General features: G+C 67.7%; 14 protein-coding genes. 8 read left to right on the top strand and 6 right to left on the bottom strand.

Translation table 11 applies throughout. The features are described 5' to 3' along the window. Positions 1 to 41 precede the first annotated feature (41 nt). From ACIPV5_RS03830 to trxB, 5 genes are read right to left on the bottom strand one after another with little or no spacing between them, the layout of a single operon-like run. Complete coding sequence (locus tag ACIPV5_RS03830) at positions 42 to 449, bottom strand: arsenate reductase ArsC (protein WP_400339838.1); 408 nt, start codon at positions 447 to 449, stop codon at positions 42 to 44. A gap of 28 nt (positions 450 to 477) precedes the next feature. After that, positions 478 to 1473, bottom strand: coding sequence for a metalloregulator ArsR/SmtB family transcription factor (locus ACIPV5_RS03825; protein WP_017201946.1), 996 nt, complete (start codon positions 1471 to 1473; stop codon positions 478 to 480). A 2-nt stretch (positions 1474 to 1475) separates the two neighbouring features. After that, positions 1476 to 2567 carry an ACR3 family arsenite efflux transporter gene (arsB, locus tag ACIPV5_RS03820; protein WP_026049682.1) on the bottom strand — a complete coding sequence of 364 codons (1092 nt, stop codon included), beginning with the start codon at positions 2565 to 2567 and terminating at the stop codon, positions 1476 to 1478. Further along, positions 2564 to 2890, bottom strand: coding sequence for a thioredoxin (trxA, locus tag ACIPV5_RS03815; RefSeq protein WP_061015350.1), 327 nt, complete (start codon positions 2888 to 2890; stop codon positions 2564 to 2566). The genes arsB and trxA overlap by 4 nt, the downstream gene beginning before the upstream one ends. After that, positions 2887 to 3861 carry a thioredoxin-disulfide reductase gene (gene trxB, locus ACIPV5_RS03810; protein WP_061015351.1) on the bottom strand — a complete coding sequence of 325 codons (975 nt, stop codon included), beginning with the start codon at positions 3859 to 3861 and terminating at the stop codon, positions 2887 to 2889. Before trxB ends, trxA begins: the two co-directional genes overlap by 4 nt. 91 nt (positions 3862 to 3952) lie before the next feature. On the opposite strand from trxB, the gene ACIPV5_RS03805 reads away from it, so the two are divergent. Continuing rightward, on the top strand, positions 3953 to 4360 hold the full coding sequence (locus tag ACIPV5_RS03805) for a low molecular weight phosphatase family protein (RefSeq protein WP_061015352.1): 408 nt from the start codon (positions 3953 to 3955) through the stop codon (positions 4358 to 4360). 143 nt (positions 4361 to 4503) lie between these two features. On the opposite strand, the gene ACIPV5_RS03800 is transcribed toward ACIPV5_RS03805, so the two are convergent. Next, positions 4504 to 5352, bottom strand: coding sequence for an IclR family transcriptional regulator (locus tag ACIPV5_RS03800; RefSeq protein ID WP_017201951.1), 849 nt, complete (start codon positions 5350 to 5352; stop codon positions 4504 to 4506). A gap of 69 nt (positions 5353 to 5421) precedes the next feature. Here ACIPV5_RS03800 and ACIPV5_RS03795 point away from each other — a divergent pair, with 69 nt between their 5' ends. The 7 genes from ACIPV5_RS03795 (at position 5422) to ACIPV5_RS03765 (ending at position 11939) form a co-directional block, all read left to right on the top strand. Then, the gene (locus ACIPV5_RS03795) at positions 5422 to 6135 is read left to right on the top strand and encodes an ABC transporter permease (protein WP_017201952.1); all 714 of its coding nucleotides are present in this window, start codon (positions 5422 to 5424) and stop codon (positions 6133 to 6135) included. After that, positions 6128 to 7165: an ABC transporter ATP-binding protein gene (locus ACIPV5_RS03790; protein ID WP_017201953.1), complete on the top strand. Its 1038-nt coding sequence runs from the start codon at positions 6128 to 6130 to the stop codon at positions 7163 to 7165. Before ACIPV5_RS03795 ends, ACIPV5_RS03790 begins: the two co-directional genes overlap by 8 nt. Next, positions 7162 to 7959 (top strand): ABC transporter permease, encoded by a 798-nt coding sequence (locus ACIPV5_RS03785; RefSeq protein ID WP_017201954.1) that lies wholly within the window; start codon positions 7162 to 7164, stop codon positions 7957 to 7959. Before ACIPV5_RS03790 ends, ACIPV5_RS03785 begins: the two co-directional genes overlap by 4 nt. A gap of 62 nt (positions 7960 to 8021) precedes the next feature. Beyond that, entirely contained in the window at positions 8022 to 8963 is a 942-nt protein-coding gene (locus ACIPV5_RS03780) for a glycine betaine ABC transporter substrate-binding protein (RefSeq protein WP_017201955.1), read from the top strand. Then, complete coding sequence (fae, locus tag ACIPV5_RS03775; RefSeq protein WP_017201956.1) at positions 8963 to 9481, top strand: formaldehyde-activating enzyme; 519 nt, start codon at positions 8963 to 8965, stop codon at positions 9479 to 9481. Before ACIPV5_RS03780 ends, fae begins: the two co-directional genes overlap by 1 nt. Positions 9482 to 9504: 23 nt before the next feature. Further along, positions 9505 to 10458, top strand: coding sequence for an NAD(P)-dependent oxidoreductase (locus ACIPV5_RS03770; protein WP_017201957.1), 954 nt, complete (start codon positions 9505 to 9507; stop codon positions 10456 to 10458). Next, positions 10455 to 11939 carry an NAD-dependent succinate-semialdehyde dehydrogenase gene (locus ACIPV5_RS03765; protein WP_017201958.1) on the top strand — a complete coding sequence of 495 codons (1485 nt, stop codon included), beginning with the start codon at positions 10455 to 10457 and terminating at the stop codon, positions 11937 to 11939. Before ACIPV5_RS03770 ends, ACIPV5_RS03765 begins: the two co-directional genes overlap by 4 nt. The last annotated feature ends 5 nt before the right edge of the window (positions 11940 to 11944 follow it).

The raw sequence follows: 11944 nt of genomic DNA, 5'->3' as shown, positions 1-11944 counted from the left end.
ACTGACGAAAGCATCCCGGATCGGCGAGCACATTCCCCTCGTTAGACGAGTTCGCTCACCAGCTGCTCGATTCGCGCCTTGATGTCGTCACGGATGGGACGCACGGCGTCGATGCCCTGGCCGGCCGGGTCGTCGAGCTTCCAGTCCTCGTAGCGCTTGCCGGGGAAGAACGGGCAGGCGTCACCGCATCCCATCGTGATCACGACGTCAGAGGCCTGCACCGCCTCGGTGGTGAGGACCTTGGGCTGCTCGGCGGTGATGTCGATACCAAGTTCCTGCATCGCGTCGACGGCGGTGGGGTTGATCTGATCCGCAGGCATGGACCCGGCCGAGCGCACTTCGATACGGTCGCCAGCGATCTCGCGGAGGAACCCGGCCGCCATCTGCGACCGTCCGGCATTGTGAACGCAGACGAAGAGGACGGACGGCTTGACGGTGGTGTCAGTCATGTTTGCTCCTGAATGGGCGGTAGAGGGGTTAGCGGAGAAGGTCGTCGACGAGAACATGGACGCGTGCGGCGATATCGTCACGGATCGCTTCGACGCCTTCGCGAGACGCGAGAGCGGGGTCACCCACCGCCCAGTCGTCGTACCGAACGCCGGGGATGATCGGGCAAACGTCCCCGCAGCCCATCGTGACGACCACATCTGCCGCGCGCACCGCGTCGTCGGTGAGCGGCTTGGGATACCGATCGGCGGCAATGTCACCTTCGATGTCCGTGAGCAATGATCGCACATGGGGGTGGATGACGTCCGCGGGATTCGACCCTGCGGAGCGCGCAACGACCTTGCCGCCGCTGATCTGATTCACGAGTGCTGCGGCGAGCTGGGAGCGTCCGGCGTTCGCGACGCACACAAACAGCACCTGCGGGACGGAAGAGACGCGGTCTCTGGTGAGGTCAGCGAGGCGCTGCCGGGCGAACCTCTCGGTCAAGGGGATCAATGCAGAGGTGACGCGAGCAGTGCGGGCAAGGGACGTGTACGACTCGCGGACGATGGTGAGCACCACGTCCGCGTCAACCTCCGGAATCTCGGCGGCGAGCTCATCGGCAAGATGAGTCACGCGCGCGTCGAAGTCGGGTCGAGTGCTCGCATCCGTGTGCTCAACGCTCCACGGCTCACTCACGGTCGCAGGTGCGAACGAGTCCAGGAGAGCGGTGACCGCGCCTCGGCGGTTCGGGTTGATGCGGTACCAGACCCAGGTGCCACGCCGCTCGGAGACGAGGACATCCACGTCTTTGAGGACTTTCAGGTGGTGCGACACGGTGGGCTGGGAGACGTCGGCCAGTTCGGCCAGGTCGCACACGCACGATTCTCCGCGGGGATCGGAGGCGATGGCCGACAGCATGCGCAGCCTGAGCGGGTCGGACAGCGCTTTTAGCGTCGCTGCGACCGAGGTGGCAGCGTCGATGCCGATCGCGTGGGTGGCGACGGGACTGCAGGTGTCGCCGGTGGTCGTCAGTGTGACGTTCATGGCTACATCCTTTCAGCGGTGTACGGGTTGGTGTGGAACCAGCGTCGGGCCGCCCACAGGGAGACGTAAACGAGTCCGACGAGCACGGGGACCTCGATCAGTGGGCCGACGACGCCGGCGAGGGCCTGACCGGAGGTGGCCCCGAAGGTGCCGATGGCGACGGCGATGGCGAGTTCGAAGTTGTTGCCCGCGGCCGTGAACGCCAGCGTGGAGGATCGGGCGTATCCGAGCCCGAGCGCCTTCCCGGTGAACAGTCCGATGAACCACATCACGGCGAAGTACGCCAACAGCGGGAGGGCGATACGGGCCACATCCCACGGCCGGTTGGTGACCTGCTCGCCCTGCAGGGCGAACAGCAACACAATCGTGAACAGCAGGCCGTACAGCGCCCACGGTCCGATCTTGGGAAGGAACTTCTCTTCGTACCAGTCGCGGCCCTTCGCACGCTCCCCGATCAGGCGGGAGGCGAAGCCGGCGATCAGGGGGATGCCGAGGAAGACGAGGACATTGAGGGCGATCTGCCAGACCGAGATCTCCAGTCCCTGCGAGTCCAGTCCGAGCCATCCGGGGAGCACGGTGAGGTAGAACCAACCGAGCAGGGAGAAGGCGATGACCTGGAACACGGAGTTGATGGCGACAAGGACGGCGGCGGCTTCCCGATCGCCGCAGGCGAGATCGTTCCAGATGACGACCATCGCGATGCAGCGGGCCAGGCCCACGATGATGAGGCCGGTGCGGTACTCGGGGAGATCCGGAAGGAACGCCCAGGCGAGGGCGAACATCAGTGCCGGTCCGACGACCCAGTTCAGAGCGAGTGAGGAGATGAGTAGCTTCTTGTCGCCGGTGACAGCGGCGACTTTGTCGTAGCGGACCTTCGCGAGGACCGGGTACATCATCACCAGCAGGCCGAGAGCGATCGGCACAGAGATGCCGCCAACCTCAATGTGTGCGAGGAGGTCGGAGACGCCAGGGATGAAGCGGCCGACGAGGATTCCGGCGACCATAGCCAGTCCGATCCACAGCGGCAACCATCGGTCAAGGGTCGACAGGCGGCGGGTCGTCGTTGTGGGGGTGGGTGCGGTTGCGGTGCTCATGCGAGGAGCGCCTCCATCTTCTCTGCGATTACGGGCTTGGCGTGGGCGCCGATGAGCATGTCAACGCGCGCACCCTGGTTGTAGAAGACCAGCGTGGGGATCGAGGTGACGCCGATGGCGGTCACCGTGGCCGGGTTCTGGTCGGCGTCGAGCTTCACGATCTTGACCCGCCCGTCGTACTCGACGGCGAGCTGGTTCAGAAGCGGTGCGATCTGCTTACACGGACCGCACCAGGTGGCCCAGATGTCCACCACGACGGGGATCTCGGAGTCGGTGACTTCGTTGTGGAATGTGGCGTCGGTGACCACGATCGGGACACTCATGCGAGGACCTCCTGGGCATCGAATGCGGGCGCGGTGTCCGTGAGGGCCGCGAGGTAGTGCTGGGCGTCCTGGGCGGCCGCGCAGCCCGTACCGGCTGCGGTGATGGCCTGCCGGTAGGTGTGATCGACCAGGTCGCCGGCGGCGAAGACGCCGTCGAGGGTGGTGCGGGTGGACGGGTGGACGACCCGCACATACCCGTCGGCGTCGGTGTCGACGGAGCCCGCGACGAGCTCGGAGCGCGGGTCGTGCCCGATGGCGACGAAGACCCCTGTCACGGAGAGTTCGCGTTCCGCCCCGGAGACCGTGTCGCGCAGCGTGACCGCCTCGACCTTGTCCGTCCCGAGGATGCCGGCCACTTCGCTGTTCCAGGCGACGTCGATCTTCGGGTGCTCGAGCACCCGCTGCGCCATGATCTGTGAGGCGCGGAACGTGTCGCGGCGGTGCACCACGGTGACCTTCGACGCGAACCGGGTGAGGAACAGAGCTTCCTCCATCGCCGAATCGCCACCGCCGACCACGACGATCTCCTGGTCGCGGAAGAAGAAGCCGTCGCAGGTCGCACACCAGGAGACCCCGTGGCCGGTGAGACGCTCTTCGTCGGCCAGTCCGATCTTGCGGTACGCGGACCCCATGGCGAGGATCACCGCACGCGCCAGGTACGTGTCACCCGATCCGGTGCGCACCGTCTTCACCGGCCCTGCCAGGTCGACCGCGACAGCGTCGTCGAGAAGGATGCGGGCACCGAAGCGCTCAGCCTGCGCGCGCATCGACTCCATCAACTCCGGACCCTGGACACCATCGACGAAACCGGGGAAGTTCTCCACCTCGGTGGTCGTCATGAGCGCACCGCCGGCGGTGACGGAACCGGCAAGCACGACAGGGGCAAGGCCCGCCCGCGCCGCATACACCGCAGCCGTATACCCGGCGGGCCCGGATCCAATGATGATCAGCTCAACCTCTTGAATCGACATGCGTCTATATTGACACTTATCAATGCAACGTGCAAGCCTGGTGTCATACCAACGATCCGGCGAGTGTCTCGCCGGAGGAGAGAAGGATGACGTGACAGACCCTCAGACCGTGCTGTTCATCTGTACGCACAACGCGGGACGCTCGCAGCTGGGCGCGCACCTGCTGGCCCGGCATGCTGGCGATCGACTGATCGCAGACAGCGCCGGCGTACACCCCGCTGCCGCGATCAACCCCGCGGTCGCCGCGACCCTCGACGACCTCGGCATCGACACATCAGCGGCAGTACCGCGCGCCGTCACCCCGGACGACCTCGCGAACGCTGATGTGGTGGTGCTGATGAAGCCGGGCTTGGAACTACCCGGGCCGGTCTCCGGCGAGCTCGTGCAGTGGGAGTTCCCCGACCCTGCGGACTGGTCCGTGGACAGCGACTCGGTTCGTGACCTGCGCGATTCGGTCGATCTCAAGGTGCGGGCACTGGCAGCCCGACTGTTGGAGTAGCCAGGCCCCTCAAGGAAGATCCTCGCAGCGCAGGCACGCTCAACCTTCATCACCACTCCCGCCTGGGCGGTACACCTCAGAGCATGGCAGGCTTGCATCGACCTCAATACCTCTGGCCGTCGCGGCCGTCGCCTTCGGCGAGTTCAGACCATACCTAGACGCGTCGACAGCTCGCGCGCAGCTCGCGAGACGAGCGCGCCAAGCGCCTCAAGGCGGTGCCCGATTCGCGCCTTCGGGGCGCTTACGTTCACGGCTGCGACGATACGTCCCGTGAAGTCGATGATCGGCGCCGAGGCTGCCACCACCCCGAACTCGAGCTCCTCGTCCGATAGCGCGTAGCCCTGCTCGCGGATACGGCCGAGTTCGGTGTGCAGGCTCGCGAGATCCGTCACCGGAGAGTTGCCCGGCGGGGGAGAGTCCAGAACCGGGAATCCGGAGGGGTCAGCCTGGTCGAAACGGCCGACGAGGGGCTGATCCTGCCCGTGGTCGTCATACCAGCGTGCGAGGGACTCCTCGTCCCAGTCGCTCAGCAGCGCACGACCCGAGGGAGTGCGCCACGCGGCCGTGGTGGTGCCCGCCCAGCCGGTCGTGCGCACGTCGTGCGGGCTCAGCTCGCTAAGCAGCGTAAGCACGTTGCCGCCGCGCAGCACGCACAGGTGACTCGTCTCGCGCGTGGACTGCACAAGTCGTCGCAGGATGCTGCGCGAGGCGTGCACGAGCGTCGACGTGGCCGTGTGCGCCGCCAGGGCGTATAGCCGCGGCCCGAGCAGGTAGCGCAGCGACTCCTCATCGCGTTCGACGAGTCCGGTCTCGGCGAGCGTCGCGAGTGTGCGTGACACGACCGCCTTGTCCCGCCCGGTGAGCTGTGCCACCTGCGAGACGCCGAGTCCGCCGGAGCGCAACGCCTCGTCGCCGCCGAGCAGCTCGAGGATCTCGATGTCGCGTCCGAGGCCGGAGGAATTGCGGCGAGGGCCGCCGGAGGTGGTGGTCACGGTAAGAGTGTAGCGTCAGCGGTTGCCATATACACAACGCTCTTTGACGAAATGGCCACAAAGGCTACCGTGAGTCTCATCCCCGGTACCGGCCTCAACGACGAGACAGGAGCCCTCTTGACCGGATTCAACTGGGAAGACCTCATGGCCTTCCTCACGCGTCGCGCGGACGACATTCTTGAGCTCACCCGCGATCACCTCGTCGTCGTCGTCGTCTCAGTCGTCCTCGCGGCGATTATCGGCATCGGCCTCGGCATCCTGGTCCGCAACCGTCGCATCGCCCGCACCACCGTGCTCACGGCCGCCGCTGTCGCGATCACCATCCCGTCACTCGCCCTCCTTGCCCTCCTGAGCCCCGTCCTCGGCCTCGGGTGGCTGCCGACCGTCGTCGCCCTCGTTTTCTACTCGCTGCTCCCGGTGGTGCGGAACACCGTCGTGGGACTCCGCGAAGTACCGGTCTCGGTGCTCGAGTCGGCGCGGGGCATGGGCCTCGGCCCCACCCGCATCCTCTTCACGGTGCAGCTGCCGATCGCCTGGCCGGTCATCATGACCGGCATCCGTGTCGCCGCCCAACTCACGGTCGGGATCGCGGCGATCGCCGCCTACGTCGCCGGCCCCGGGCTCGGCGAGTACATCTTCAAGGGCCTGAGCTCGCTCGGTTCGAAGAACGCCCTCAACTACGCGCTCACGGGCACCGTCGCCGTGATCATCCTCGCGCTCGTCCTCGACGGCATCCTCGTGCTCGTCGCCCGCCTCACCACCTCAAGGGGTCTCCGTGCCTGACATCACAACGAACACCGGCGTTCTCACCTCCCTCGCGGCGCAGCAGGGCGGCGTCGACATCGTCCTCGACCACATCACCAAGCAGTACCCGGGTCAGCAGAGGCCCGCCGTCGAGGACTTCTCGATGCGTGTCGAGCCCGGCGAGCTGATCATGTTCGTCGGCCCCAGCGGCTGCGGCAAGACCACGACGATGAAGATGATCAACCGCATCATCGAGCCGACCTCCGGGTCGATCCGGATCAACGGCGATGACGTGCTGTCCCTCGACGGCAACGAGCTGCGTCGGCACATCGGCTACGTCATCCAGCAGATCGGCCTGTTCCCGCACTTCACGATCGCCGAGAACATCGCGATCGTGCCGAAGCTGCTCGGCTGGTCCAAAGCCCGTATCGCCGAGCGCGTGGACGAGCTCCTGCGCACCGTGCAGCTCGACCCGGGCACGTTCGCACAGCGATACCCCCGTCAGCTTTCCGGCGGGCAGCAGCAGCGTGTCGGAGTGGCCCGGGCACTGGCTGCCGATCCGCCCGTCATGCTCATGGACGAGCCCTTCGGTGCGACCGACCCGATCACGCGGGAGAAGCTGCAGGCGGAGTTCCTGCGCATTCAGGCCGACATCGGCAAGACCATCATCTTCGTGACGCACGATTTCGAAGAGGCGATCCGCATGGGCGACCGCATCGCAGTGCTGAGCGATCGCAGCCAGATCGAGCAGTTCGACACTCCGGCGCGCATCCTCGCCGAGCCTGCCAACGACTATGTACGATCGTTCATCGGCGAGGGGGCCGCCCTGAAGCGTCTCGCTCTGATCCCGGTGACGGACGCGCGAATCGGATCCGCGGATGCCGCAGCCCCGGCCGTCACGGTCGACGAGCACTCCTCGCTGCGCGAGGCCCTCGACACCCTGGTGCTGACCGGCGCCGCGCGCGTCAACGTCACCCGCGCCGGGGCGGTCGTCGGCTCGATCGACCAGGCGGCCATCTCGGCAGCGCTGGGCTCCGAAGGCCCCGCGCGTCGCGCCGAGGAGGCGTGACCGTGACCGGCCCCCAGGTCGTGCCCTCCGCGACCACGATGCTGCGCACGCAGTCCGCGCCCCGACGCGGCATGCCCGTGCTGCTGCGCCGCCTGATGCCGCTCATCGTCGTCGCGGTCGTGCTGGTGCTCACCTACGTGTGGGTGTCGAGCCTCGACCTCGACTCGATCGAGCAGCGCACGCTCAACGCCGACTACATCACGGCCCGCATCGGCGAGCACCTCGTGCTGTCGATCATCGCCTCCGTGCTCGTGGCTGTGCTGGCGATCCCCGCCGGCATCGCGGTGAGCCGCTCCCGATCGAAGGTGTTCCGCGGCGTCGTGATCGGCATCGCGAACATCGGTCAGGCGACGCCGGCGATCGGCGTCGTGATCCTGCTCGCAATCGTCTGGCAGACGGGATTCACGACGGCACTGCTCGCACTCGTGATCTACTCCTTCCTGCCCGTGCTGCAGAACACGATCGCGGGCCTCGCCCAGGTCGATCCCAGCATCCGCGAGTCGGCCCGGGGCATGGGCATGACCCCGTCACAGGTTCTGCGCCGAGTGGAGCTGCCGCTCGCCTCGCCCGTGATCCTCGCGGGACTCCGCACCGCGCTCGTCTTCGCGGTCGGTGTGGCCACGGTCGCGACCTTCATCAACGCCGGCGGTCTCGGCGACATGATCATCAACGGCCTGAAGCTGCAGCGCTATCCCGTTCTCGTCGTCGGAGCGATCCTCGTCGCCTCGATCGCCGTGCTCATCGACTGGGCCGCCGGCGTCGTGGAGGACATCGTTCGACCCAAGGGCCTCTGAGCACCACCACTCCACCACTAATTCACATGCACAGCACACTCCCTTCCCGAAAGGAACTTGCAATGAACACACGCACCATCGCCACCGCCTCGTTCGCCGCCATCGCCGCCGGCGCTCTGCTCCTCACCGGCTGCTCGTCCGGTGCCGGCGGAGGCTCCGGAGCCCAAGGCGACGAGCTGGAAGGTCTCACTGGCGAGATTGGCTCGAAGGACTTTTCGGAGCAGTACATCCTCGCCTACATGACGGCGGAACTGCTCAATGCGCACGGTGCCGACGTCGAGGCCAACACGAAGCTCGTCGGCTCCGCCAACGTGCGTCAGGCGCTCGAGAATGACCAGTTCCTCGGCTACTGGGAGTACACCGGCACGTCGTGGATCACGTACAACGGCAATACGACGCCGGTGCAGGGCGCCGAGGCGCAGTTCGATGCCGTCAAGGGAGCGGACGCCGAGAACGGCATCGCGTGGCTCGACCCCGCGCCGTTCAACAACACCTACGCCTTCGCGATCCGTAAGAAGGAGGCTGACGAGCTGGGCGTGAAGACGCTGAGTGATGTCGCAGCCCTGCCGAGCGCCGATCAGACGTTCTGCATCGAGAGCGAGTTCTCGACGCGCGACGATGGCTGGCCGGGTCTCAAGGCCGCCTACGGCTTCGATGCCCCGGACTCGAACGTCACGATGCTCGACACCGGCGTCATCTACACGGCGACCCAGAAGGGCGACGACTGCAACTTCGGCGAGGTCTTCCAGACCGACGGCCGCATCCCCGCCCTCGACCTCGTGGTGATGGAAGACGACAAGGAGTTCTTCCCCAGCTACCAGGGCGGCTTCACGCTCAAGCAGAGCACCCTCGACGAGTACCCGGCGATCGCCGACGTGCTGGCCGAGCTGAGCCCGCTGCTGACCACCGAGGTCATGCAGGAGCTCAACGCCAAGGCCGATGTCGACGGTGAGGACCCCGAGGACATCGCGATCGACTGGCTCGAGGAGCAGGGACTCATCTGATGACCTCGACCATCCAGCTCGGCGAGAGCTTCGTCGGCGACGGCGTCAACGCCGCACACATCAACACCGTGCTCGGCCACCGCGAGGGACCTGCGGGGACGGCGTGGGCCACTGCCCTCGCCAGCCCCAGCCAGGGGCACGTGCCCTTCGTGGCGGTGCTCCGCCCCTCCCTCCCGGTGAAGCCCCTGACGCTGTTCGTCACGAAGGCCGCACCGGCGGGTGACGAGCACGGCCTCCTCATCTGGGGCCCGGCGCAGGCCGGAGTCGCTGCGGGCGTGGCCGACGCCGTCGCCGACGGTGTGATCCCGCGCGAGGCTGCCGACACGCACGCCCTCATCGCCGCAGTGTGGGTCAATCCGGCGGCCGACGACGCCGACACGGTCTACCGCAACAACCGCGAGGCGACACGCACCGCGCTCGCGAACGGCGCGGCGGGCCTGCCCAAGCTCGACGCCGTGCTGGAAGCCCGGCACGCGCCGACCAATCCGTTCTACACCCCTTCCACCGCATCCGCCTGATCCACAAAGGACACGCATCACCCATGAGCTCTCCCACCCCCGTCCTCGACCCAACGCCGGTCGGGACCCGACCCACCGTCGGGTTCATCGGACTCGGCAACATGGGGTCAGGAATGACCCGCAACCTGCAGGCCGCGGGCTTCCCGCTGGTCGTGACCGATCTGCGCCGCGAGTCGGCGTCCGACCTGATCGAGGGCGGTGCCCGGTGGGCTGAGACCCCTCGCGAGGTCGCCGCCGCCAGTGACCTCATCATCACGATGCTGCCGACGCCCAAGCACGTCGAGGCCGTCGCCTCGGGGCCTGACGGCCTCGTGGTGGGGCTGCCGGACGGCGGTACCTGGATCGACATGTCGACCTCGGTGCCGGACGTGCTGGACGGTGTGCGCGCCGCGACCGCCGGCCGCGGACTGCACCTGCTCGACGCCCCCGTCAGTGGGATGTCAGTGGGCGCCGCGAACGGGATGCTGCAGATCTTCGTCGGTGGTGACGCCGACGATGTGCAGCGGCTGCGTCCCGTGTTCGAGGCGATGGGGGACCCGGAGCGGATCCTGCACGTCGGCGGGCCCGGCGCAGGCTACGCCGTGAAGCTCATGATCAACCAGCTGTGGTTCTCCCACCTGGTCGCGACGGCGGAGGTGCTGTCGGTCGGCGTCGCCGCGGGGGTCGACCTTGGCGTGCTGCGGGACGCGCTCATCGCGAGCCCCGCGAACAGCACCTTCGTCTCACGCGACGTGTTGTCGATCCTCGACCACGGCGACTACGACGAGGGCTTCGCGATCGCCCTCGCCTGCAAGGACCTCGGTCTCTCCGTCGATCTGGCCCGCTCGGTCGGGATGCCGGTCGAGCTGTCCTCCCTCGTCGAGCAGATCTTCCGTCGAGCCCGCGCGAGCTACGGCGACCGCGCCGGGGAGATGACGCCCGTGCGTCTCTACGAGGAACTACTCGGCCGCGACCTCCGTCGGGAGATGCCCGCATGACCGCGGCACGCGAGGCCGAGGTCATCGCCTCCGTCCCCACCGGCCTGCTGATCGGCGGTCAGTGGCGGGAAGCGACCTCCGGCCACACCTTCGAGGTGCACGACCCGTCGACGGGTGAGGTGCTCGCCCATGTCGCCGATGCGACGCCCGAGGACGGCATGGCCGCACTCGACGCTGCTGCTGCGGCGCAGACCGCCTGGGCCGCCACTGCTCCGCGACAGCGCGGGGAGATCCTGCGCCGGGCGTTCGAGCTCGTCACGGCCCGCGCCGAGGACTTCGCACTCGTCATGACGCTCGAGATGGGCAAGCCTCTCGCCGAATCGCGCGCCGAGGTCGCGTACGGCGCCGAGTTCCTGCGCTGGTTCTCGGAAGAAGCACCCCGCATCTCCGGGCGATACGCCACCGCTCCCGACGGCCGCAACCGACTGCTCGTCGCGAAGCGACCGGTCGGTCCGAGCCTGCTCATCACCCCGTGGAACTTCCCGCTCGCGATGGCCACGCGCAAGATCGCGCCGGCACTCGCGGCCGGCTGCACCTCGGTGCTCAAGCCCGCCGCGCTCACACCGCTCACCGCACTCCTGTTCGCCGAGGTGCTCCGCGAGGCCGGAGTGCCGGACGGCGTCGTGAACGTCATCCCCACGACCCGCGCCGGCGCGGTCACGGGCCCGCTCATCACCGACCCGCGACTGCGCAAACTCTCGTTCACCGGATCAACCGAAGTGGGGCGCCGCCTCATCGCGGACGCCGCGCACCAGGTGCTCCGCGTCTCGATGGAACTCGGAGGCAACGCCCCCTTCCTCGTGTTCGACGACGCTGACGTGGACGCCGCGGTCGAGGGTGCCCTGCTCGCAAAGCTCCGCAACGGCGGCGAGGCCTGCGTCGCCGCGAACCGCTTCCTCGTGCACGAGAGCGTGGCGGAGGAATTCACCTCGCGGCTCGTTGAACGCATGGCAGGGTACGTCAACGCCCGCGGCACCGACCCGGAGTCGACCCTCGGGCCGCTCGTGGACGAGTCGACCCGCAAGAAGGTCGCCGACCTCGTGTCCGGCGCGCTGGAGGACGGAGCGAGCATCGCACTCGGCGGCAGCATCCCCCAGGGGCGCGGCTACTTCTACCCGGCGACCGTGCTCGTGGACGTGCCGCAGGACGCCCGCATCCTCCAGGAGGAGATCTTCGGACCCGTCGCGCCCATCACCGTGTTCCGCGACGAGGACGAGGCCGTGCGCCTCGCCAACGCGAGCGAGTACGGGCTGGTGTGCTTCGCGTACACCCGCGACCTGAACCGGGCGCTGCGCCTCGCCGAGCGTCTGGAGACCGGCATGTTCGGCCTCAACACCGGACTCGTGTCGAACCCGGCTGCGCCGTTCGGTGGCGTCAAGCAGTCCGGCATCGGTCGCGAGGGCGGCTTCGAGGGCATCGACGAGTACCTCGAGACGACCTACATCGGCATCGCCGATCCCTTCGTCGGCACCCACTCCTGAAGGAT

Source organism: Microbacterium sp. NPDC090014 (assembly GCF_044748285.1).
Taxonomy (GTDB): domain Bacteria; phylum Actinomycetota; class Actinomycetes; order Actinomycetales; family Microbacteriaceae; genus Microbacterium.
The sequence above is the reverse complement of the archived record's forward strand: the minus strand, read 5'-3'. Positions and strand labels throughout refer to the sequence as shown.